The 23,182-nt window shown below is 35.5% G+C and carries 22 protein-coding genes and 1 other annotated feature; of the genes, 9 read left to right on the plus strand and 13 right to left on the minus strand.

Going from position 1 to position 23,182, the window contains the following annotated elements:
* Positions 1-7 precede the first annotated feature (7 nt).
* The gene (locus ACK1U5_RS12500) at positions 8-646 is read right to left on the minus strand and encodes a GTP pyrophosphokinase (protein ID WP_001081490.1); all 639 of its coding nucleotides are present in this window, start codon (positions 644-646) and stop codon (positions 8-10) included.
* Positions 647-676: 30 nt separating this feature from the next.
* The gene (locus tag ACK1U5_RS12505; protein WP_001180004.1) at positions 677-1,048 is read right to left on the minus strand and encodes a UPF0738 family protein; all 372 of its coding nucleotides are present in this window, start codon (positions 1,046-1,048) and stop codon (positions 677-679) included.
* Positions 1,049-1,192: 144 nt separating this feature from the next.
* Here ACK1U5_RS12505 and ACK1U5_RS12510 point away from each other — a divergent pair, with 144 nt between their 5' ends.
* The 4 genes from ACK1U5_RS12510 to ACK1U5_RS12525 all read left to right on the plus strand — a co-directional run bounded on the left by ACK1U5_RS12510 (position 1,193) and on the right by ACK1U5_RS12525 (position 3,634).
* A complete protein-coding gene (locus tag ACK1U5_RS12510) occupies positions 1,193-1,771 on the plus strand; it encodes a CYTH domain-containing protein (RefSeq protein ID WP_000191123.1) in 579 nt (192 codons plus the stop codon).
* A gap of 168 nt (positions 1,772-1,939) precedes the next feature.
* On the plus strand, positions 1,940-2,338 hold the full coding sequence (locus tag ACK1U5_RS12515; protein ID WP_000043386.1) for a globin domain-containing protein: 399 nt from the start codon (positions 1,940-1,942) through the stop codon (positions 2,336-2,338).
* The gene (locus ACK1U5_RS12520; protein ID WP_000360656.1) at positions 2,338-3,231 is read left to right on the plus strand and encodes a ClpXP adapter SpxH family protein; all 894 of its coding nucleotides are present in this window, start codon (positions 2,338-2,340) and stop codon (positions 3,229-3,231) included. Before ACK1U5_RS12515 ends, ACK1U5_RS12520 begins: the two co-directional genes overlap by 1 nt.
* 229 nt (positions 3,232-3,460) lie before the next feature.
* Positions 3,461-3,634: a hypothetical protein gene (locus tag ACK1U5_RS12525; protein WP_000750355.1), complete on the plus strand. Its 174-nt coding sequence runs from the start codon at positions 3,461-3,463 to the stop codon at positions 3,632-3,634.
* Between the two features lie 131 nt (positions 3,635-3,765).
* Here ACK1U5_RS12525 and pepF read toward each other — a convergent pair whose 3' ends face one another.
* The 4 genes from pepF to mecA form a co-directional block, all read right to left on the minus strand.
* Entirely contained in the window at positions 3,766-5,592 is a 1,827-nt protein-coding gene (gene pepF / locus ACK1U5_RS12530) for an oligoendopeptidase F (protein ID WP_000003348.1), read from the minus strand.
* 51 nt (positions 5,593-5,643) lie between these two features.
* Positions 5,644-6,888, minus strand: a complete 1,245-nt coding sequence (locus ACK1U5_RS12535) for a competence protein CoiA (protein ID WP_000628327.1) — start codon at positions 6,886-6,888, stop codon at positions 5,644-5,646.
* An 80-nt stretch (positions 6,889-6,968) separates the two neighbouring features.
* A complete protein-coding gene (locus tag ACK1U5_RS12540; RefSeq protein WP_000799188.1) occupies positions 6,969-8,513 on the minus strand; it encodes a cardiolipin synthase in 1,545 nt (514 codons plus the stop codon).
* A 72-nt stretch (positions 8,514-8,585) separates the two neighbouring features.
* A complete protein-coding gene (mecA, locus tag ACK1U5_RS12545) occupies positions 8,586-9,269 on the minus strand; it encodes an adaptor protein MecA (protein ID WP_000350708.1) in 684 nt (227 codons plus the stop codon).
* Positions 9,270-9,614: 345 nt separating this feature from the next.
* Here mecA and ACK1U5_RS12550 point away from each other — a divergent pair, with 345 nt between their 5' ends.
* Positions 9,615-10,289, plus strand: a complete 675-nt coding sequence (locus ACK1U5_RS12550) for a TerC family protein (RefSeq protein ID WP_000362615.1) — start codon at positions 9,615-9,617, stop codon at positions 10,287-10,289.
* A 49-nt stretch (positions 10,290-10,338) separates the two neighbouring features.
* Here the strand turns inward: ACK1U5_RS12550 and spx are convergent, their stop codons facing one another.
* The gene (gene spx / locus ACK1U5_RS12555; RefSeq protein ID WP_000258267.1) at positions 10,339-10,734 is read right to left on the minus strand and encodes a transcriptional regulator Spx; all 396 of its coding nucleotides are present in this window, start codon (positions 10,732-10,734) and stop codon (positions 10,339-10,341) included.
* Positions 10,735-11,327: 593 nt separating this feature from the next.
* On the opposite strand from spx, the gene ACK1U5_RS12560 reads away from it, so the two are divergent.
* Complete coding sequence (locus ACK1U5_RS12560; protein ID WP_000559971.1) at positions 11,328-11,531, plus strand: hypothetical protein; 204 nt, start codon at positions 11,328-11,330, stop codon at positions 11,529-11,531.
* 29 nt (positions 11,532-11,560) lie between these two features.
* On the opposite strand, the gene ACK1U5_RS12565 is transcribed toward ACK1U5_RS12560, so the two are convergent.
* Positions 11,561-13,207 (minus strand): peptide ABC transporter substrate-binding protein, encoded by a 1,647-nt coding sequence (locus ACK1U5_RS12565; RefSeq protein WP_000727250.1) that lies wholly within the window; start codon positions 13,205-13,207, stop codon positions 11,561-11,563.
* A gap of 352 nt (positions 13,208-13,559) precedes the next feature.
* Between ACK1U5_RS12565 and ACK1U5_RS12570 the strand changes: the two genes are divergently transcribed.
* Positions 13,560-15,005: an MATE family efflux transporter gene (locus ACK1U5_RS12570; protein ID WP_009327244.1), complete on the plus strand. Its 1,446-nt coding sequence runs from the start codon at positions 13,560-13,562 to the stop codon at positions 15,003-15,005.
* A 143-nt stretch (positions 15,006-15,148) separates the two neighbouring features.
* Here the strand turns inward: ACK1U5_RS12570 and ACK1U5_RS12575 are convergent, their stop codons facing one another.
* From ACK1U5_RS12575 to ACK1U5_RS12595, 5 genes are all read right to left on the minus strand, one after another.
* Complete coding sequence (locus ACK1U5_RS12575) at positions 15,149-16,084, minus strand: ABC transporter ATP-binding protein (protein WP_000166348.1); 936 nt, start codon at positions 16,082-16,084, stop codon at positions 15,149-15,151.
* Complete coding sequence (locus tag ACK1U5_RS12580; RefSeq protein ID WP_000854346.1) at positions 16,077-17,120, minus strand: ABC transporter ATP-binding protein; 1,044 nt, start codon at positions 17,118-17,120, stop codon at positions 16,077-16,079. Before ACK1U5_RS12580 ends, ACK1U5_RS12575 begins: the two co-directional genes overlap by 8 nt.
* A gap of 18 nt (positions 17,121-17,138) precedes the next feature.
* Entirely contained in the window at positions 17,139-18,155 is a 1,017-nt protein-coding gene (gene opp3C, locus ACK1U5_RS12585) for an oligopeptide ABC transporter permease (protein ID WP_000974106.1), read from the minus strand.
* Entirely contained in the window at positions 18,152-19,081 is a 930-nt protein-coding gene (opp3b, locus tag ACK1U5_RS12590) for an oligopeptide ABC transporter permease (RefSeq protein ID WP_000534172.1), read from the minus strand. Before opp3b ends, opp3C begins: the two co-directional genes overlap by 4 nt.
* A 128-nt stretch (positions 19,082-19,209) precedes the next feature.
* Positions 19,210-20,865, minus strand: a complete 1,656-nt coding sequence (locus tag ACK1U5_RS12595; RefSeq protein WP_000727219.1) for a peptide ABC transporter substrate-binding protein — start codon at positions 20,863-20,865, stop codon at positions 19,210-19,212.
* 319 nt (positions 20,866-21,184) lie between these two features.
* Between ACK1U5_RS12595 and ACK1U5_RS12600 the strand changes: the two genes are divergently transcribed.
* Together ACK1U5_RS12600 and trpS are read left to right on the plus strand one after the other, a co-directional pair.
* Complete coding sequence (locus tag ACK1U5_RS12600) at positions 21,185-21,565, plus strand: DUF3899 domain-containing protein (RefSeq protein ID WP_001044997.1); 381 nt, start codon at positions 21,185-21,187, stop codon at positions 21,563-21,565.
* A gap of 105 nt (positions 21,566-21,670) precedes the next feature.
* Positions 21,671-21,887: a binding site (T-box leader), on the plus strand.
* A 76-nt stretch (positions 21,888-21,963) separates the two neighbouring features.
* Positions 21,964-22,953, plus strand: a complete 990-nt coding sequence (trpS, locus tag ACK1U5_RS12605) for a tryptophan--tRNA ligase (protein WP_000110985.1) — start codon at positions 21,964-21,966, stop codon at positions 22,951-22,953.
* Positions 22,954-23,182: the final 229 nt, after the last annotated feature.

Here is a 23,182-nt window from a genome sequence, read left to right on the forward strand (position 1 = left end):
CTTTAGTTTATGATTCGGAATCTTTCGTTTCTTGCTTTCTTGAAAAAGCTTTCTGCGCTTCTTGAATTTCAAGACGGATAGAAGACATTTCTTCATCTAATAAAAATGCTGCTTCTGCTGCGCGTTGCAAGCGTATTTTAATATCTTCAGGAAAACGTCCACTATATTTATAATTTAAAGAATGCTCAATTGTTGCCCAAAAATTCATTGCTAGCGTGCGTATTTGGATTTCTACCAATACTTTTTGTTCACCCTGAATCGTTTGGACTGGGTAACTAATGACAACGTGATAAGAACGATAACCGCTATCTTTCTTCTGCGTGACATAATCACGTTCTTCCACGATTTCAAAGTCATTTCGTTTGCGAAGATATTCTACAACAGGCTTAATCTCATCAACAAATTGACACATCATTCGAAGGCCCGCGATATCTTGCATATCTTCTCTCAGCCGGTTCAGCGGTACATTTCTCTTCTCCGCTTTATCAATAATACTTGGAACCGACTTTACCCTTCCTGTTACAAACTCAATTGGAGAATGCTCTGTTAACATTGTAAATTGAGTACGCATTCCTTTTAGTTTCACTTTCAGCTCTGCCACCGCTTGGTAGTAAGGTGCTAAAAATTCTTCCCAATTTCGATTCATTTCAACCACCACCAAAATCAATCCATTTGCTTATAGAAATACTTTTTCTACAGCAGTTACTAGTTCTTCTCCGTAATTTGCATTACCTTCAATATTTTCAACTAAATATTCTACTTCTTCTTTTAATCCTTCTAATTCCATTTCAATTTCATTCACACGAACGAACATAACCACATCGTTATTCATCGCTTCATGCATTGCTTCCCAGCATGTGTGCGGAATACTTACATAAATGAAAGATGATTCGTTTTCTAAGATATATAAAAATGATAAATTGTCTGAGTCTACAAGTACATGATTACGTGCACTTAACTCCTTTACCTCTATTTCACTATTTTCCGCACAAAAAATAAGAGCATTCTCTCTCTTTTCTACGCTCTTAACTTGGATTTTATTTTGCATGCTCTAACTCCTCCATCTCAACTTCCTGTCTTACTTAACAGTATTATTGTATCATAACATGGACGCAAACAAATAAAACATTGAACCAAATTTATGAAAAAGCGATAATGTGTAAAGAATTATTTTTCAAAAGGAGATTATACAATGACACAAGAAATTGAAATTGAATTCAAAAATATCGTTACAAAAGAAGAATTCGATACATTATGTAAATCGTTTTCTATTGAAGCATTTACAAAACAAGTGAATCACTACTTTGAAACACCTGACTTCTCGTTAAAAGAAGCTGGCTCTGCACTTCGTATTCGTCATAAAGGAGAAACTTATACGTTAACGTTGAAACAACCTGCAGAAATCGGTTTATTAGAAACGCATCAAGTCGTAACAGAAGATGAAGCAAAAATGATGATGGAAACAAACACAATCATTCAAGGAGCAGTAGTAGATCAATTACACAAATTACAAATTCCTGTTTCTGCTTTAACATATATGGGTAGTTTAACAACAGAAAGAGCAGAAACATTATTTAAAGGCGGAACGCTTGTCTTTGATCATAGTTTCTATTACAATCACGATGATTATGAAATTGAATTTGAAGTGCAAGATGAAGAAACAGGAAAAGCTACATTTATTGATTTATTAACGCAACATAACATACCTGTTCGCCATACAAATAACAAAGTAAAACGCTTTTTCCTTGCCAAACAAAACAAAGCACGCTAAAGTGAAAATTCCACTAGTGAATATGTTTCACTAGTGGATACATCTCACTAAAAAAGGTTACACCCGTAGAATAAGCAAAGAATCTTTGAGAAGGCTGTTTATTTGCCCTCTCGAACATTCCATTGCTACAATAGATATACATTTCATGGAAAAAGGAGTTTATAAAGGATGAGCAAGCAACCGATGACACCATTTGAAGCAATTGGCGGTGAACAATGCATTGCAATATTAGTAGATACATTTTATTCCTATGTCAGTAAACACCCTGACTTATCTCCCATCTTCCCGGAAGATTTAACAGAAACCGCTAGGAAGCAGAAGCAATTTTTAACCCAATATTTAGGTGGTCCTAATTTGTACACTGAAGAACATGGTCATCCTATGTTAAGAGCACGCCATCTCCCGTTTGAGATTACCCCAAAACGAGCAGAGGCTTGGCTATCATGTATGGAGCAAGCAATGGATGATACTGGAGTGCATGGTCATATAAGAGAGTTTGTTTTTGAACGTTTAGCATTAACCGCTCAGCATATGGTTAATACTCCAAACGAAACAGGTGAAGTGTAATGGATAAGCAGGAAGCAAAGCATATAAATATGCCATCTCCTTCCGCATGCGAGCATAAGTCTGTAGAAGCATATTTATTTATTGATCCACTTTGTAAAGATTGCTGGGAAATTGAGCCTTTTATTATTAAACTATGGCTTGAATACGGGAAATACTTCTCTATTCGTCATATCGTAACAGGGAAAGTGGATGGAACGAACGCTTCCTCACACAAATGGAATAAACCTGCTAATATTCGATTTGTGTGGGAAAAGACAACCAGTTTACAAGGTTTTTCATGTGATGGAAAGGTACATATGCAAGAAGCATCGTCAACACCATATTTAGTTTCGATGGCAATTAAGGCAGCGGAGTTGCAAGGCCGAAAAGCAGGTTCGAAGTTTTTGCGAAAACTCCAAGAATACATTTTCCTTGAAAATGTATCAAACCCTGATTGCGAACTATTACTTGCATGTGCGAGAGATAGCAATATTGATGTAGAAGAATTTAAAAAAGATCTACATTCTGCTAGTGCAAAAAAAGCTTTCCAATGTGACTTGAAATTCACGAATGAAATGCATATTACAGAAATACCTTCCCTCGTCTTTTTTCATGCGAACTCAGATGAAGAAGGTATTAAAATCGCTGGAAATTATTCCTACGATGTATACGTACAATTATTGAAAGAACTTGTAAAATGTGAAATTGAGCCAGAACCATTACCACCTTTAGAAGTGCTACTAGAAGCAACACAATTTATATCTTCAAAAGAAGTAGCATTTATTTATGACTGTCCGCAACAAGAAATTGAACGCGAACTAAAAAAATTACAACTGAAACGAAAAGTACAAATGATAGAAGTAAAATGCGAACGTTATTGGAAATGGATAGCAAAAGAAAAAGACCTGGTGTAAACACCAGGTCTTCTTCTTTACGGCTTATAAAAATATTAAAGGGGATGGGAGAAATTTTCACGTTCAAACAAAGGGGTATATGTTTGTATGTGAATTCGTTCACGCTTATTATATTACAAGATTCGACGTCAGATGACAACCCCTTTTGTCGAATTTCACACTTTTGTCACATTCTAAACGTTTTCATTTTTGAATAAGCTATAAAAAAGGTCATTTAGGGGGTTTATTTATGAAAAAATCTTATATTGCTCTTCTCTTTCTAGCTGTCATCGTTTCTTTTTTCTTGTACATCCTCTCTCTACTACAAGCTTTTCCTAAAATTATTGCCTTACCTCTTTTATTCGGAATCATCGTTATCACACTCTCTTATTTCAATTATAAAAAACGATTCAAAGGGTTTTAATTTCAAAAATCAGCCGTAAAGCTATCCTTTCAGTTAGAAAAAACAAACAAATCCACCTTTCTCTTCAACAAATATCGACATTAAATCTATTCAACAAAAAAGACGAGGATACAATCCCTCGTCTTTTTTCATTACTTTTCTTCAAATAATAATGCTTCTAATTCATTTAATTTCTCTTCAAATACTTGTAGCGCCTCTTTTACTGGTTCAGGAGATGCCATATCTACTCCTGCTTTTTTCAGCACTTCAATTGGATAATCAGAGCTTCCTGCTTTTAAGAACTCGTTAATATAACGTTCTACTGCTGGTTGTCCTTCTTCTAAAATCTGTTTAGACAGAGCTGTCGCTGCACTAAATCCTGTTGCGTATTGATATACGTAATAGTTGTAGTAGAAGTGTGGAATACGAGACCATTCTAAACCAATCTCTTCGTCGATTACTAAAGCGTCACCGAAATATTTCTTATTTAAATCGTAGTAAATTTCCGTTAGCATGTCTGGCGTGACAGCATGTCCTTCTTGTACTTTCTTATGAATAATATGTTCAAACTCTGCAAACATCGTTTGACGGAATACAGTACCACGGAACCCTTCTAAATAATGATTTAATAAATATAGACGCTCTTTCTTATCTTCTGTCGTTTTTAATAAATAATCATTTAAAAGCGCTTCATTACAAGTAGATGCCACTTCTGCTACGAAGATGGAATAATCACCATATACGTGCGGTTGTGTTTTTCTTGTATAGTAACTATGCACCGAATGACCAAACTCATGAGCAAGTGTAAATAAATTATTTACATTATCATGCCAGTTCATTAAAATATACGGATTTGTTCCATATGCACCAGATGAATATGCCCCGCTTCGTTTTCCTTTATTCTCATACACATCTACCCAGCGATTTTCATATGCCTCTTTCAAAATGTCAACATATTCATCACCAAGTACGTTTAAAGATTTTAATAAAAGGTCTTGCGCTTCTTCGTATTTCACATTCATTTTCACTTCTGGTACAAGTGGTGTATATAAATCATACATATGAAGCTCATCAAGTCCTAGTGCACGCTTACGAATATCGATGTAACGGTGTAATAAATGTAAGTTGTCATTTACTGTTTCAACGAGTTGATCGTATACTGCTTCCGGAATATTATTATTGCTCAATGCAGCTTGGCGAGCAGAATCATATTTACGAACACGCGCATTGAAATTATTACGTTTTACTGCTCCACTTAACGTACTTGCGAATGTGTTTTTAAATTTTCCGTACGTTTCATATACAGCTTTAAATGCATCTTTGCGAACACGAGGATCATCACTTTCTAAAAACTGAATGTAACGGCCATGTGTAATTTCTATTTCTTCTCCGTCTTCCCCTTTAATAGATGGGAATTTTAAATCCGCGTTATTCAACATACCGAATGTATTGCTTGATGAACTCATTACTTCAGACGCTTCCGCTAATAAAGCTTCCTCAGCTTCTGATAATACGTGCGGGCGTTGACGTGTAATTTCTTCTAATGCATGTTCATATACACTTAAATCTCTATTTTCCTTCAAGAATGTTTGCAGTGTATCTTCTGAAATCGATAAAATTTCAGGAACAATATACGCTGTGCTACTAGATACTTGTGAATATAAATTTGTTGCGCGATCATTTAATGCTTGATATACAGAGTTTGTTGTATCTTGATCGTAACGCATATGAGCATATGTATATAACTTACCTAATCGCATTGATATTTCATCTTCATATTGCAATGCCTCAAGTAAATTGTCCGCAGAGTCACCAAGTTTCCCTTTAAATTCAGTTAACTTCGGCAATAGCTCTTTAATAGCTTGAAATTCTTTTTCCCATTCTGCATCCGTTTGGAAAATATCTTCTAATCGCCACGTACTTGCTTCTTCAATCTCGTTGCGATCTGGTAATGCTTTCGCTTTGTTTTGTTCAGACATTCTTTAAGCCCTCCTTTAAATATCTCTACTTAAGTACAATTCGTTTTTTTCTTATGTAATTCCTTCACAATCATTCTTTATTATATCCCCTTTTCCTCCTCTCATGTTAAAATTTGCCTCAAATAAAGATAGCGCATGTATTAAGCAAATCTCATCATGTTTCATAATCTCCTCCTCTGTTTTTAACATCATGACATCCCTTATTTTCCGGTACGTATAAGTTCCCACTTTACGCAAAACACCTATATAGCATAAAAATGTCATATATTCAGTAACTGCCACTTTCCATATATGCTTTGAAAAGTACGGAAGTATCCGCCTTTTCGTATACCTTTTTACATAACTACACACGTATTGAAGAGAAATACACTCTCCCACTGCAAGCTCCCCTATACACTTCATATAGAGAAAAGCTTGCCATATAAATGGGTTTGTTTGAAAAGCAAATCCAGAAGGGAGTGGAACACCAATTTCAGAAGGAAAGCTCGCTGGGGTACATTTAAATTGATATAAGAGGCGTAATAATGACTTATAATTATAATTCCAAATCGGCAGGGCATTTTTGCGGAAGTAGTTCTTTCTCTTCTTCCACTCTTCACCCAATCTTTCTTTCCCGAAAGGAACGAGAGAAAAAAGCATTTCAAAAGTAGTCGTATCAGTTGGTAAATATATAGTATGTGAGAAAAAGACATTTGTAGAAAAGGGAGTGACAAATGCACATTTCATAAATGATTTTTGTTTCGGACAGAAGAAAATAAGAAGTGGCTGAGGATAAGATTGTAAGGAGAAAGCCATAAGTGAGGAAAATTTCATCCAATATGCAGATTGCTTTTTCAATTGATTTCCACCAACGATCCAAATGACCTGTATACCAGCTTGCCAATACGAATATGTTCTTTTGTACAGCTGCTCTATAGCGAGGTTTGCACATTGGTATTCAATTGCAATTTTTCTGCCCGCCCTCTCTACAAAAACATCTGGTCGTTGCTTAATTTCTGGAAGGTAGTACTCTATATCCACCTGAAAGTTTTGACGCTTGAACCATCTATATAACAATTCTTTACCGTGCATATGATACGTTGATTCCGCTTCATAAAAGGCAAGACATGAATCCACTTTTTTATGAGCAAAATGCCAACTTTTTTGTTTCCCTAATTTCATTTGCACTTCCTTTCCACAAGCTACACAAAAGAATCGTTCTTGTTGACGCATACGGCGCAAAAGCTTTTCATTACAATTATAGAGTAAATGAATTTTCTCTCCGTTTTCTCTTTTAGCGATAAATATCGTAATCACACCCTTTCAGCTCCTTATATTCTACAATTTGTTACAAATTCCTTTTAAAAAAGAGATGTCCCAATTTCGGACATCTCTTTTTATAATAAAGGTGATAATAAGCGGTATGTTGATTCAACAATTCGTCTATGAAGACGTCTTTTATGAAAATGATCAACATGAATTTCACTTGATTCTTCTAAATCATCTTTAAAGTCTTGAACAAGTTTTCGAATGCTATCTGTATCATATAAAAAGGCATTTACTTCAAAATTCAAATGAAAACTTCTCATATCCATATTAGCTGTCCCAATTGAAGCTAAATCAGAATCGACGATGACAACTTTACTATGAAGAAAACCTTTTTCATATTCATATATCTTTACACCTGCATCTAAAAGCTCTGGGAAGTAAGATCTCGATGCGTAAAAGACAGTACGCTTATCCGGTTTACTCGGCATTAATAAACGAACATCAATACCAGCAAGTGCAGCAACCTTTAATGCGGATAAAATATCATCATCCGGAATAAAATACGGCGTTGCAATCCAAATGGATTTCCGAGCAGAAGCAATCATGGCAAAATATAAATGCTTAATCGTTTCCCATTTATTATCAGGCCCACCTGCAACAAGCTGCACGCCTCCCCAATGCTCCCCCTCAACTGCTTTCGCTTGTAAATATTCAGGGGCTAGCACAGCCTCACCAGTCATATAAAACCAATCTTGAAGGAAAATAAGCTGCAAACTTTGTACAGCTTCACCACGCAAATATAAATGTGTGTCTCGCCAAAAGCCGAAGTACTTATCCTTCCCTAAATATTCATCACCAATATTTAATCCACCTACAAAGCCTTCATTTCCATCAATAATAACGATTTTTCGATGATTTCGATAATTAATTTTATCGTTTAAAATCGGAAAGCGTACAGGGAAGAACGGAATCATTTCGACTCCTGCATCGTTTAATTCTTCAATATACGATTTTGATAATTTAAAACTTCCAACCGCATCATACAAAAAACGAACGACTACGCCCTCTTTTGATTTTTGTATTAAAATATCTTTAATTTCCGTTCCAAGCTTATCATCACGCACAATGTAATATTCCATATGAATGTGATGTTTCGCTCGTTTTAATCCATCTAAAATGGCCTGAAACGTTTCATCTCCATTTGTTAATGTTCTCGTTTCAGTTTGAAATGAAATATTTAAAGCGCCTAAGCGATCCGCTAAACGAAATAACAGCTCTTGATGCTTATGATTGCGTAAAATCCGTTCTTCGTAATCTTCATGCCCCTTATATTGTAAAAACGCTTGTTCATCGAGCAACGCCTTCTTTTGGAACATTCTCTTCCTCCGAAAGTTCTGTCCGAATAATAAATAAGCGAAGAATCCAAATACCGGAAAAATACCTAACACAATGAGCCATGTAAGTGTTTTTGACGGATGACGGTTCTCTAAGAAAATAACGCAACCAATTAAAAACGCAGATACTGTAAATAAAATACTAATAATACCTAAAATCGAAACATCTTTTATCCCAATCACATCTGAATAAAATGCTACATCAATAAACATACGTAACGAAACAAATAATGCGAACAATAGCAGTATAAAGAAAATCAGCTTTAACGTATTTTTCATCTCTTACCTCCTAACTAAGAAAGCTTTCCTATTCTTCATATAAAAAGCCGATTTCATACTACAGAAATCGGCCTACGTTTTAGCAGGAAAATTATTGCGAATCGTTTCAAGCGCATGCTCTTTCACAATTTGTTTTCCATACTCACTTACACGATGAATTGTTAAAGTTGATTCTTCTCCATATTCTAAAATAATACTTAAAATACGATCGATTTCTTCTTCATCATGTAGCACTTCATCGAATTCCACATATACATAATAGCGGTTCTCAAATGAATACAGCTCATCTTTTATATCTTCAAAGATAAGACGATGACTTAATGAAATGACATCTTCAAAATCATTAAACTTAATTAAAAAGCCAAACGTACCATCTTCATTAAAGTTTGTTCCTGTTTGTTCTTCTACCTCTTCGATTAATTCTTGCTGGAATAATGATTCGATGCCTTCATCTAGAGGAATATCTATAATTTTGTCTACCCCTATCGGTAGTTCCAGCTTTTGCCCGTCCTTTGAAAGCTCTGCTTTCGTGACAAGTACTTCAATCCCTTTATCGACTGCTTGCACTTGAATCCATAACGGCCCATCAATAAAGAAATCGTCATGATCACGAGCTTCGTCCATCATCTCCCAAAAGAGCTCTTCACTTCGTTCGCGATCATACCAAATCTCTTCACGATTAAATCCTCTATCCTCTATATCAATGTACGTAATAAAAAATTTCATCGTATGATCATTAATTCTTTCAATATCCAAAATACAACTCTCCCTTCCTGCTTAGAATTGTTATGAAGGGATTCCCCACTCATATGACAAATCAATAGATTCTTGTACTCTCATTTTATGATAAGATTCTCCAGAATGGAAATAAAATCGATTTATTTTACAAAAATAGTTATATGCCTATCTTTACTCGATAAACTACATAAATATATTATTATAGCGATTTCTTACTTACAAAAAATTTGGACATACATTTCCACATTCCCCCGTACACTGTAATAAAGTGAAACTTCTATTAGAAGAGATTATTTAACAACAACTTTCTTCATCACATACATATAGTTCGCTTATTAAAACATCATAAATGGAGGCAGACGAATGGACTTAGAGTTTTTAACATCCGTACTAATGATTGTCGGTATCGATGTTGTATTAGGTGGTGACAATGCAATCGTCATCGCACTAGCTAGCCGAAATTTACCTGAATCGAAACGAAATAAGGCTATTTTGATCGGTACTCTTTTAGCGATTGTACTAAGAATTGTCCTTACTATACTAGCTGTCTATTTACTCGACATTCCATTTCTACAATTGATTGGCGGGGTTTTACTTACATTAATTGCAGTCAATTTATTAACCGATAATAGCAACGATCTTTCTTCTATTCAAGGAAAAACAACTTTATTTCAAGCTGTGCGGACAATTGTTTTCGCGGATCTCGTTATGGGGTTTGATAATGTTATTGCCATTGCAGGTGCAGCTCACGGGAGATTTTTACTCGTCATAATCGGCTTACTCATTTCTATCCCGATTATTATTTGGGGCAGCAAACTTATTTTAATACTTATGGAGCGATTTCCATTCCTCATTTATTGCGGTGCAGCGATTCTTGCCTATACTGCAGGAAAAATGGTTACACATGAAGACAGACTTGCAACCTTTTTTCATAACAATCCAAGTTTCACTGCAAGCATTCCTTATTTGTTCATTTTCACTATTTTATGCATCGGCTTTATTGTACAACAAGTTCGATTACGCAATGTGAAACATTAAAAAAAACCTTCTACTATATAATAGGTAGAAGGTTTTCATATTATTATAATTAATTTACAAGACGTTGTGCTTCACGTAATTGGAACGTTCTTACTGTACGTGGTAAGAAACGACGAATTTCGTCTTCGTTGTAACCAACTTGAAGGCGTTTCTCGTCAATCATAATTGGACGACGTAAAATCCCTGGATAGTCACGAATCATCTTATATAAATCTTGAAGTGGTAAAGACTCTAAGTTTACATTCAATTCTTGGAAAACTTTCGAACGAGTAGAAATAATCTCATCCGTTCCGCTTTCTGTCATACGTAAAATCTCTTTAATTTCCTCAATCGTTAATGGATCTGAGAAAATATTACGTTCTGTATAGGGAATATGATTTTCCTCTAGCCATAATTTCGCCTTTCTACAAGACGTACAGCTTGGAGAACTATATAATGTTACCATACAAAGCTCACTCTCCTTAAAGAGTACAAATTCTGTACTAAATACAGTTTTAATTTCTAACTTCAGCAATTTTTCGTGATAACTTGTCTTATTGAAAAGTACAAAAATCACATTTCATGTAAGCAACAACTTATAATAAACAACAATTACTTTTAATAAGTAACTTCTATAATCATTATACAATAGATTTTGCAAGAAATATACAGTAAATTTCCTGCTAGTTGAGAAAACTCTCCCGTGTATTTCACTGCTATGTAACATGATTACGCTCATTTCAGCTGTACTTTAACAATAACTTTCAACCCTTTTACTACTCACTTCCCATAGATTTTTCATATAATATATAGTTATTTATCTATAATCTTCCCTATGAAAAAGAGAACGTTTTCTTACTTTTTCTTGATAAATCAATTAAGAAATGTAAGACTATACAAATGAGAATAAAAAGGAACATTTGTTCTTATTTTAACAAATATCCTCCCTCCTGTCTACATGATTTCTAAAGTAAATTAAATATTTTTCTGACATTTCTTTCTTTTTCATTTTTTATCTCATACAATAAACATACAGACAGGCAAAGGGGGAGTTTTCAAATGATTGCTTTTTTTATTGATTTTATTACGGTTGCTGCCCTCATCATCGGAATAACAGCATTGATTGGTGTCATTACAAATAGCATCGGCGAAAAGCTCTTTGGTGGAAAAGAAAAAATGAAGTTTGTTAACAAAAGTTTGGATGTACAATCTGGCTGGAACCAAGTTGGCGGAAAAGGCATTTATAAGAAACGAACGTATTAAAAAAAGCAGGTGATCACCTGCTTTTTTTCTTATTTCTCTACTGACGCCCATTTAAAGCTTAAATCGCCGCCATATTTATGGTTATACATATTTTTAATTGAATCTCTTTGTAAATATGCTCTACCACGTTGATATACTGGAACGATCGCAGCATCATCAAGTAACATTTTTTCTGCTTCTAATAAGTTCTTCCAACGAGCATTTACATCGCTTCCATCTTTTTTCGCCTTCATAATGATTTCATCGTATTTTGGATTAGAGTACTTCATCTTATTTTGTGACCCATCTGTTACAAACATATCAAGATATGTAATTGGATCTGGGAAGTCCGCACTCCATCCAGAGAATGACATGACATAATCGCCCGCATCTTCTAATTTTAGTTTTTGTGCGAATGGTTGTTGTTTAATTTTTACTGTTAAACCTGGTAAATTCTTTTCTAATTCACCTTTTAAATATTCACCAGTTTTCTTTGATAACTCTACATCTTCATTTAATAATTCTAATTCGATTTCATTTTTACCAAGTTCTTTTTTACCAGCTTCCCAATATTTCTTCGCTTCTTTCACGTTTGGTTTTACAATATCCCCGTTTACAGCACGGAAATCTTTTTTATCTGGTCCTTTAATGAAGTTATCAGGAATTAATCCTGTCGCTGGCTTAGAACCGTTATTTAATAATGTATCCACGAATGGCTTACGGTCAAAAGCAAGTGAAATTGCTTTACGAATATTTTTATTTGCTAAAGCTGGATCTTTTTGATTTAAACGAAGGAAGAATACAGATGTATCTTCTACTGTTTGGAAATCTGGTTTTCCTTTATATTTATCAATAAACTCCGCTAATAACGACGCTCGATCAATTGCATTTGTTTCATATAAGTTAATTGGCGTAGATGTATCTTTTACAATATTAAAGTTTACTTCTTCAATCTTCACTTCTTTATTGTCCCAATATGACGCGCTCTTTGTCATTTTAAAGCTACGTTCATGTTGCCAATCACTTAATGTAAATGGCCCGTTATAAAGCGTTGTATTCGCTTCCAAACCAAACTTCGTACCTTGCTCTTTCACAAACTTTTCATTCACAGGATAGAAGATTGGATATACCATTAAATCTACAAGGTATGGAATTGAATTATCTAATTCCACTTCTAATGTATAATCATCAATCGCCTTTACCCCTAATTGATCCGGACTCATCTCTTTTTTATTAATTTTCTCTGCATTTTTTATATCATACATAATGTACGCTGATTTCGCAGCTGTATCTGGGTTAATCGCTCTTTGCCATGCATATACGAAATCTTTTGCCGTCACAGGCTCACCATTTGACCATTTTGCGTCTTCACGTAATTTAAATGTATATTTTTTACCATCTTCTGATTTTTTGAATTCCTTCGCTACACCAGGAACTAGCTTATCATCTTTTCCTAAACTGTATAAGCCTTCCATCGTATTAGTCATTACTCTTGAAGAAACTGCATCAGCTGATAACGCTGGATCCATCGTTGGAATTTCTTGTGTTTCAATTAAGTTAATAACTTGCTTCGCGCCGCTTTTTCCGCTATCCCCTTTAGCGTTTGCTTGCGATTCATCTTTTTGATAGCTACATGCCCCTAACATCATGCTCATCGCTACTGTTGATGCTACAAAAACTGGTATCTTTTTTTTCATACTTCCACCCTCCAAAAAAATGTTAACCCTTTCATTTTCAAACAAAAAGAAATATATATATGTTCTAATAATTCATATTATACACACAAATATATTTTTTGTATATTTATATTTCTATTTCATTAAAATTTTTCGTTAAAAAATATACCTTTGTAAACGTTTCATATTGCTGATTATTCATACTAAAGTGTTAAAAATAATATTTTTTATACTTTTCTAAATTATCAGAGAAAAATGAATTTTATATCTCATAATATTTTATGTATAATTATCCTTTTGTTTTTATCATAAAATAGCACTCTCTTCATAATAAAAATATGTAGGCTAAAATGAGTGCAAAGGTTAAGAAAGTATGTTACGATACATTTTGCTAAAAATAGATATCGGTAAAGAGGGGACGGACATGGCAGCAATTCAGGCAAAAAACGGGCCTACTGAGAAATTAAGTTTATTCTTATTAACATGGCCTATTTTTCTAGAAGTTTTTCTTTTTATGTTAATGGGGATCGCTGATACTTTCATGTTAAGTGCATTATCAGACGATGCTGTATCTGGGGTTGGTGCAGCGAATCAATATCTTCATATTGCGATTTTGGTATTAGAAGTCATCGGGAACGGCGCTGCTATCGTTGTATCTCAATACCTCGGTTCCAAACGCTTTATGGAAGCATCTAAAATATCAGCATTAGCCGTCACATTAAATTTAATAGTTGGGCTCGTTATAAGCGCTGGTTTTCTTTTATTTTCGAAACATATGATGCTCGCAATGAACTTACAAGGCGATGTACTAACGTATGCGCAAAACTACTTATCTATCGTCGGAGGAGCCATCTTCCTACAAGCTATTATTAACTCATTAGCCGCAATTATCCGTGTACACGGTTTTACAAAGCAAGCGATGTTTATTTCACTCGGAATGAATATGATTCATATCGCTGGAAACTACGTACTCATTTTCGGGAAATTTGGTTTCCCTGAGCTCGGTGTACAAGGGGCTGCAATTTCTTCCGCTATCAGTCGATTGATCGCACTTATTGTTTTCTTCTGGTTACTATACCGCGTTATGGAATATCGTGTGAAATTACAATATTACTTCACTTTATCCAAAGAATACATTGGGAAAATTTTAAAAATTGGCATTCCATCTGCATTTGAACAAGTGATGTATCAAGCTTGTCAAATCGTCTTCCTTTATTACGCAACGTACTTAGGAACGGAATCATTAGCTGCTAGACAATACGCTACTAACATTTCCATGTTCACTTATTTATTTGCAATTGCAATTGGTATGGGAACAGCCATTATTATTGGCCGCCTCGTTGGTGGTGGCGAAAAAGATGAAGCATACGAACGCTTGTGGAAAAGTGTAAAATGGGCAATTGGTGTAACTTTATGTATGGTCGCTCTCGTTATTACATTCCGTACACAATTAATGGGACTGTTTACAGATAATCCGCACATTATCGGGTTAGGCGCAAGTGTTCTTTTACTAAGTGTACTACTTGAAACGGGACGTACGATGAACATCGTCATCATTAATTCGCTTCGTGCAGCTGGTGATGCAAAATATCCTGTTTTAATCGGTGCATTCTCTATGGTGTTAATGAGTTTACCACTAGGTTACTTTTTCGCCTTTCATTTAGATATGGGGCTCGTTGGTATTTGGCTAGCAATCGCCATCGACGAATGGACACGTGCCATTATTATGTTCTTCCGCTGGAAAAGTAGAGCATGGGAGCGTTATGCGCTTGTTAAACCTGAAGAACAAGAGGAGAATGTTTCTGTTCAAGTTCAGTAATTTTGCATATGGATATCACTAATGATACATGAGATTTATATCGGCGATTCTTTAAATATATCGACTGACCGACAAATGTATACAATTCTTTTATATAGTAGAAAAAGAGCCATCCTTCCATAACAGAAGAATGGCTCTTTTTCTTATTGATAAATCTCTTTATATTTCTTGTACTCCGCTTCCGAACATAGTACGAAATGTCCTGGGCGAATTTCACGCATTGTTGGTGCTTCACTACCATAATTATGCTGTGATGGATCATATACGATACGTTTACGATTGCGCTCATAATCTGGATCTGGAAGTGGAATCGCTGATAATAGTGATTTCGTATATGGATGAATTGGATTCGCATATAATTCATCACTTGTTGTTAACTCAACGATTTGGCCACGGTACATTACACCAATACGGTCACTAATGTATTTTACCATTGATAAATCATGGGCGATGAATAAGTATGTTAAACCTTTTTCTTTTTGTAACTTTTTCAGTAAGTTTACAACTTGCGCCTGAATCGATACGTCAAGTGCTGAGATCGGCTCATCGGCAATGATAAATTCTGGGTCTACAGCAAGCGCTCGAGCGATACCGATACGCTGACGTTGTCCACCTGAGAATTCGTGTGGGAAACGGTTTGCGTGCTCTTTATTTAAACCAACTGTGTTTAATAGTTCATGAACACGGTCCATGCGCTCTTTTTTACTTTTCGCTAGTCCGTGAATATCGATACCTTCTGCAATAATATCCCCTACTGTCATACGAGGGTTTAATGATGCATATGGATCTTGGAAAATCATTTGCATTTTACGGTTGAATTTCTTCAGCTCTGCGCGTGATTTTTTACCATGTACATTTTCACCATCGAATAACACTTCACCAGCAGTTGCATCATATAAACGAATAATCGTTCTTCCAGTTGTCGATTTACCACAACCTGATTCTCCTACAAGACCAAATGTTTCTCCGCGGTAAATATCAAATGAAATATCATTAACCGCTTTGACAACACCACCACTCACGTCGAAGTGCTGCTTTACATTTTTTACTTCAATTAATTTCTCACGTTGTTTAGTCATGTTGTTCACCTGCTTTCATTTGAAGAATGCGTTTTTCAACGACTGCCGGCGGTTTTACTTCTGGAGCTTGCTCGTGAAGTAACCAAGTTGCCGCATAGTGCGTATCACTTACTTTAAATAAAGGTGGGTCCATTTCAAAATCAATTTTCAGTGCCTGTGGGTTACGTGGTGCAAAAGCATCTCCCTTTGGCGGCTTCAATAAATCTGGAGGTGTTCCAGGGATTGCATATAACTCTTCTTCTGAACCATCTAAACTTGGCATAGATGCGATTAAACCCCAAGTATATGGATGTTTCGGATTGTAGAAAATTTCATCTACAGTTCCAATTTCAACAACTTTACCAGCGTACATAACTGCCACTCGGTCCGCAACGTTTGCTACTACACCTAAGTCATGCGTAATGAAAATGATTGCTGCTTCTGTTTTTTGCTGAATGTCTTTCATAAGTTCTAAAATTTGCGCCTGAATCGTAACGTCTAGCGCTGTTGTCGGCTCATCGGCAATTAATAATTTTGGGTTACAAGCTAACGCCATCGCAATAACTACACGCTGTCTCATACCACCTGAGAATTGGTGAGGATATTGTTTTAAACGAGCTTCTGGATTTGGAATACCTACAAGGTCAATTAACTCTAAAGCAACTTTACGTGCATCTGCTTTACTCATCCCTTGGTGTTTAATTAGACCTTCCATAATTTGATTTCCAATTGTCATCGTTGGGTTTAATGATGTCATTGGATCTTGGAAAATCATCGCAATATCTTTACCGCGTACTTGCTGCATTTCTTTTTCTGTTAATTTTGTTAAGTCACGACCTTCAAATACGATTTCACCATTTTTAATGCGTCCAGGAGGATTCGGAATTAATCCCATTAACGCTTTAGAAGTAACTGATTTCCCTGAACCAGATTCTCCTACAATCGCCAATGTTTCTCCTTTTTTCAAATCAAAAGTAACGCCGCGTACAGCTTGTACTTCACCTGCATGTGTATCAAAGGAGACTTGTAAATCTTTTACCTCTAACAATGTTTTCATCTTTGCCTCTCCCCTCTTTTACTTACGCATTTTTGGATCTAACGCGTCGCGTAATCCGTCTGCCATTAAGTTAAACGCTAAAATTAATATACTGATGACAACCGCAGGGATGAACATCATATGCGGATACGTTTGAATAGATTTATAACCATCATTTACAAGAGAACCTAGTGACGCAAATGGTGGCTGAATTCCTAAACCGATGAAACTTAAGAACGCTTCACCAAACACCGCTGATGGAATTGTAAACATCGTCATTACGATAATAGGTCCCATTACGTTTGGAATTAAATGTTTCACAATTAATTGTGTATTTGTTGCGCCTAATGTACGAGATGCTAATACATATTCTTGGTTTTTTAATTTTAAGATTTGTCCACGAACAATACGCGACATCCCTATCCAACCTGTAATCGCCATCGCAAGTGTAATTGACCAAATACCAGATCCCATAATGATTACCATTAAAATAACGATGATTAAGTATGGAATACCGTTAATAATCTCCATAATACGTTGCATAATGTTATCTACTCTACCGCCGTAGAATGCTGAAATACCTCCGTATGCAACCCCAATTACTAAGTCAATTGCTGCCGCTAAAAGAGCGATATATAATGATACGCGTGTACCTTCCCATGTTCTTGTCCATAAGTCACGGCCAAGGTCATCTGTACCAAACCAGAAGTACTCTTTAATATCACGTTTTTCATATTGGTCAACACCATATTGATCTGTACCGTCAAATGGTAACCAATGAACATTTTCAATAACTGGAATTTTTGGTGGTAATTTCGCACGACCTAAATCTTGCTCTTTATACGAGTGTTTACTTACCATCGGTCCAAAAATCGCTAATAGCGCAATGATAACTAACAATACAAGGCCAAGCATCGCACCTTTATGTTGGAATAAACGTCTTCTTACATCTTGCCAAAACGTTAAGCTTGGACGGGCAATGACTTCATTATCAACATTATTTTGATTGGCTTGTTGAAATAAATCTGGAGATAATTTTTGTACATCTTTCATCATTTTTTCCCTCCCGCTAAACGAATACGAGGATCAATAATTCCGTATAAAATATCGACAATGAAAATAACTAAAATGAAGATCGCACTATAGAAAATCGTAGTTCCCATAATAACTGTATAGTCATTTAAAGTAATCGATTTAACGAATTGTTCCCCAAGTCCTGGTACAGCATAAATTTGCTCGATAACAAGTGTTCCTGTAATTAATGCCGCAACCATTGGTCCTAAAATTGTTACAACTGGAATTAACGCGTTACGAAGTGCATGTTTGACAATGATAACGCCTTGGCTAATTCCTTTCGCTTTCGCTGTTAAAATGTAATCGGCTTGCATAACTTCAATTAATTCTGCACGAGAGAAACGTGCGATTGTCGCGATAACTCCCATCGATAATGCAATTGTAGGCATTACAGTAAACTCTGGTCCTTTCCAGAATGCTACTGGGAACCAGCCTAGTTTTACCCCTACGAAATATTGCAGTAATGCGGCGAATACGAATGATGGTACCGACATTCCGAGTACCGAAATAACTGTTGCACTATAATCTACCCACGTATTATTACGAAGTGCGGCAACAATACCTAAAATTAAACCGATAAATGTTCCTAATATAATCGCTTGTAAACCTAATTGGGCTGATGGTCCAATACGATCCACAATCATGTCTGTTACTGGGCGGTTATCATATTGGAATGATACCCCTAAATCACCTTTTGCTAAGTTACCTAAGTAACGTGCATATTGAACTGGTACCGGATCATTCAATCCGTATTTTTCAAGAATGATTTCTTTTTGTGCCGGTGATAGCTTCTCCTGGTTTTTAAGCGGAGAACCCGGAAGTAATTTCATCAAAAAGAAAGTCATTGTAGTAATTAAAAATAATGTCAAAGCCATGTACACGAAACGTTTTAATACATAACGTCCCATAGTCAAGCACCTCCCCGTTTTTCTCAAAAGCAATAAGATAGTTTAAAATATTCTTACTTTTATTTTTTTAAAATAAGAGCATATGCCCATCATAGGCATATACCCTTGTAAACGATGGAAAAAAAAGATTATTTTTGTTCAACAGATGCCCATTTGTAAGTTAATTTACCACCATAGTTAATTGGGATAATATCTTTTACGGCACCTTTTACTACATACGCTGAACCTTTTTGGAAGATTGGAGTGATAACTGCATCCTCTTTAATTAACATCTTCTCTACTTCTAGAAGGTTGTCCCAGCGAGCTTGTAAATCTTTTGTATCTGTTTTAGCTTTTAGGATTAACTCATCATATTTCTGATTAGAATACCCTGTTTTATTTTGAGAACCATTCGTAACAAACATATCTAAATATGAGATTGGATCTGGGAAATCTGGTCCCCAAATACCAAACGCAATATCATATTGCTGAGAATCTTCTAATTTATTTTTTTGTGCGAATGGTTGCTGTTTAATTTTAATTGATAAACCTGGTAAGTTCTTTTCCATCTCACCTTTTAAGAATTCCCCAACTTTTTTAGCATCTTCATTATCAAAGTTTAAGAATTCTAGTTCGATTTTATCAGTTCCAAGCTCTTTCTTCGCTGTTTCCCAAAGCTTTTTTGCTTCTTTTGGATTTGTTTCAACTAGCTTTCCATTTTCAGCTCGGAAATCTTTTTTATTTGGACCTTCAGCGAAATCTTTTCCAACAAATCCGTAAGCTCCAATTGCGCCGTTATTTAAAATAACTTTTGCAATGTTATCACGGTCAAAGGACATTGAAATTGCTTTTCTTAAGTTTTTATTACTTAAGTACTGATTACTTTGATTAAATCTTAAGTAAGCAACCCCTGCCTCTTTTCTTGTTTGGAACTCTGGGCTTTTTCTAAACTTATCAACAAATTCAGACGTTAAAGCCGCCCGATCAATCGCGTTTGTCTCATATAAATTTACATCAGTTGCTGTATTTTTTACAATATTAAAGTTGATTTCTTCGATTTTAACCGTTTTATTATCCCAATATGAAGGATTCTTCTTGAATTGGAAACTTTGTTCATGTTTCCAATCACTCATAACGAATGGACCGTTATATAATGTTGTATTTGCCTCTAAACCAAATTTATCACCTTGTGCTTTTACAAAGTTTTCATTTAGTGGGTAAAATACTGGATAAACTGTTAAATCGATAAAGTAAGGAACGGGATTGTCTAATTCTACTTCTAATGTATAATCATCAATCGCTTTTACACCTAATTGGTCAGCAGGTAATTCTTTTTTATGAATTTTCTCTGCATTTTTAATATCGAACATAATGTATGAATACGTTGCTTTTGTATCTGGATTTACTGCTCTTTTCCATGAATACACAAAGTCTTTAGCTGTTACAGGTTCCCCATTCGACCATTTCGCATCTCTTCTTAATTTAAATATGTATTTCTTCCCATCATCTAGCTTTTCGACATCTTCTGCAACTCCAGGCATTCTCTTTTGATCTTTGCCAATACGATATAAACCTTCCATCGTATTATTTAATGCTGTAGAAGATGAAGAATCAGATGCTAATGATGCATCCATTGACGGAATTTCAGATAACTCTGTTAAATTAAGAATCTGTTTTCCGTTACTACTACTCGTAGCGTTCTCTTTCCCTTTTGCTTTTGCGTCATCTTTTTGGTAGCTACACGCGCTAAGCAACATACTTGCAGTTAAAGTTGATGCAAGTAATAACGGTATCTTTTTCTTCATGTTGTGTTGCCTCCCCTAATTGCACTTCCTGTACCCTCACTTGTTAAAAAGTAGAATTGAAAGAATAATCTCCAAGTTTCTACAATTTTCATTATACATATAATATAACAATTGTGAATATAGTTTTTTGTTTTTTTGTTAAAATTTTTAATAAAATATTTATATTTTTAATTTTTCGTAAAGGGATACATTAACATTGCTACCATCATCTTAAAATCAGACCTTTAATTGCGTATAATTTTCAAAAAATTAATCCTAGTACTTATTATAGCTTTTATAGTATAATAATTCTAGTAATATTTTGACGGAGGGGAATATTTTGAATAAAGTTTTTTTTCATACTTGTATACTAATTTTTATAGCGATGATTGCTTCTAGTATTGGTGCATTCCTCATTTCATCTCAATTTTTGTTGAACTTTGTCAACATTTTGTTTTATATTGCACTGTTTTTTATTCTTATCGGCGGTTTTTTATACATATTTCAAAATGGTTTTTTCAATGTAACCATTTACGCATTCCAAAGAGTATTTGGTACGAACAAAAAGATTGACTCTTTAATTGAAGAAGTCGAGGAACCTACAGATAAGAAAGAACGTATTTATAAAACATATTCATTCAAATGGACATATCCAATTTGTATTACAGGTATCTTCCTTGGGTTGTTCTCGACCCTTATTAGCTTTACTATTTTGATGTAGTTTGCAAACACTATCCCATATGATATAATAATCAGCAAAACATTTTGTTATAAAACTTTAGTTCTTTCATATTAAAAGAGCTCAAGTAACAATAAATAAATTTATATGTATGCGATGATAAAGAAGAGTACATATTGAGGCAATTTCAGAGAGCTTGTGGTTGGTGTGAACAAGTAATTGTACAGTATGGAATGGGCTTTTGAGCACCAAACCGAACCGAAAGTAGTAGGCTTTGGCGTTATATCCTAACGTTATTATGGATTAGAGAGATTTCACAGTAGTGAAATAATTAGGGTGGTACCGCGGTCCATTCGTCCCTATAGTTTTTGGGATGAATGGGCTTTTTTGTTTGCCTTCTCTCCCCCCCATCACGCATTCAATTTTAGGAGGAATTACTTATGTCAGTTATCTTTTCTGGTATTCAGCCAAGTGGAACGATTACACTTGGAAACTATTTAGGCGCAATGAAGCAGTTTACAGAGCTTCAAAATGAACACGACTGTTATTTCTGTATTGTAAACCAACATGCGATTACAGTACCTCAAGATCCCGTCGGACTTCGTAAAAACATCCGCAGTCTTGCTGCACTTTATGTAGCATGCGGCATCGATCCTGAAAAAGCTACTTTATTTGTACAATCAGAAGTACCAGCACACGCTCAATTAGGATGGATCATGCAATCTGTTGCTTACGTTGGAGAATTAGAACGTATGACGCAATATAAAGATAAAGCTTCGGGTAGAGATTCAGTTCCAGCTGGATTACTTACGTATCCACCATTAATGGCTGCTGATATTTTACTTTACAACACTGAAATCGTACCAGTTGGTGATGACCAAAAGCAACATATGGAATTAACACGCGACCTAGCAGAGCGTTTCAACAAACGCTTCCGTGAAGTGTTCACAATTCCTGAAATTCGTATTCCAAAAGTAGGCGCTCGCGTTATGTCATTAACAGAACCTACGAAGAAAATGAGTAAATCTGATCCGAATCCAAAATCAATGATCAGTATGCTTGATGAACCAAAAACAATTGAAAAGAAAATTAAGAGTGCTGTTACTGACTCTGAAGGTATTGTGAAATTTGATAAAGAAAACAAACCTGGTATCTCTAACTTATTAACAATCTACTCTTCATTCTCTGGAAAAACAGTTGAAGAAATTGAAGCAATGTACGAAGGAAAAGGATACGGCGACTTCAAAGGCGACCTAGCGCAAGTAGTCGTAGAAGCAATTCGTCCAATCCAAGACAAATATAACGAACTAATCAACTCACCAGAACTAGACGAAATTCTAGACAAAGGTGCAGAAAAAGCAAACCGCGTTGCATTCAAACAACTACGCAAAGTAGAAAACGCAATGGGACTAAGCAGAAAACGTAGGTAACATATAAGGTGGAAGCGGCTCGTTTAGAATGTGAGGGGGATGGAGCTCCTGACGCAGAGGCGCTTTTTGCCTCACAGGAAGGCGCGAAGCCACCGAACATTCTTGCCGCTGGAGCTGGATTTCATATAAAGTGGAAGCGGCTCGTTCAGAATGTGAGGGGGATGGAGCTCCTGACGCAGAGGCGCTTTTTGCCTCACAGGAAGGCGCGAAGCCACCGAACATTCTTGCT

The organism is Bacillus sp. XB1 (genome assembly GCF_053557995.1).

Coding starts and splice junctions, on each gene's coding strand:
- ACK1U5_RS12500 (WP_001081490.1), bottom strand. CDS start 646: ATGAATCGAAATTGGGAAGAATTTTTAGCACCTTACTACCAAGCGGTG.
- ACK1U5_RS12505 (WP_001180004.1), bottom strand. CDS start 1,048: ATGCAAAATAAAATCCAAGTTAAGAGCGTAGAAAAGAGAGAGAATGCT.
- ACK1U5_RS12510 (WP_000191123.1), top strand. CDS start 1,193: ATGACACAAGAAATTGAAATTGAATTCAAAAATATCGTTACAAAAGAA.
- ACK1U5_RS12515 (WP_000043386.1), top strand. CDS start 1,940: ATGAGCAAGCAACCGATGACACCATTTGAAGCAATTGGCGGTGAACAA.
- ACK1U5_RS12520 (WP_000360656.1), top strand. CDS start 2,338: ATGGATAAGCAGGAAGCAAAGCATATAAATATGCCATCTCCTTCCGCA.
- ACK1U5_RS12525 (WP_000750355.1), top strand. CDS start 3,461: ATGAAAAAATCTTATATTGCTCTTCTCTTTCTAGCTGTCATCGTTTCT.
- pepF (WP_000003348.1), bottom strand. CDS start 5,592: ATGTCTGAACAAAACAAAGCGAAAGCATTACCAGATCGCAACGAGATT.
- ACK1U5_RS12540 (WP_000799188.1), bottom strand. CDS start 8,513: ATGAAAAATACGTTAAAGCTGATTTTCTTTATACTGCTATTGTTCGCA.
- ACK1U5_RS12550 (WP_000362615.1), top strand. CDS start 9,615: ATGGACTTAGAGTTTTTAACATCCGTACTAATGATTGTCGGTATCGAT.
- spx (WP_000258267.1), bottom strand. CDS start 10,734: ATGGTAACATTATATAGTTCTCCAAGCTGTACGTCTTGTAGAAAGGCG.
- ACK1U5_RS12560 (WP_000559971.1), top strand. CDS start 11,328: ATGATTGCTTTTTTTATTGATTTTATTACGGTTGCTGCCCTCATCATC.
- ACK1U5_RS12565 (WP_000727250.1), bottom strand. CDS start 13,207: ATGAAAAAAAAGATACCAGTTTTTGTAGCATCAACAGTAGCGATGAGC.
- ACK1U5_RS12570 (WP_009327244.1), top strand. CDS start 13,560: ATGTTACGATACATTTTGCTAAAAATAGATATCGGTAAAGAGGGGACG.
- ACK1U5_RS12575 (WP_000166348.1), bottom strand. CDS start 16,084: ATGACTAAACAACGTGAGAAATTAATTGAAGTAAAAAATGTAAAGCAG.
- ACK1U5_RS12580 (WP_000854346.1), bottom strand. CDS start 17,120: ATGAAAACATTGTTAGAGGTAAAAGATTTACAAGTCTCCTTTGATACA.
- opp3C (WP_000974106.1), bottom strand. CDS start 18,155: ATGATGAAAGATGTACAAAAATTATCTCCAGATTTATTTCAACAAGCC.
- opp3b (WP_000534172.1), bottom strand. CDS start 19,081: ATGGGACGTTATGTATTAAAACGTTTCGTGTACATGGCTTTGACATTA.
- ACK1U5_RS12595 (WP_000727219.1), bottom strand. CDS start 20,865: ATGAAGAAAAAGATACCGTTATTACTTGCATCAACTTTAACTGCAAGT.
- trpS (WP_000110985.1), top strand. CDS start 21,964: ATGTCAGTTATCTTTTCTGGTATTCAGCCAAGTGGAACGATTACACTT.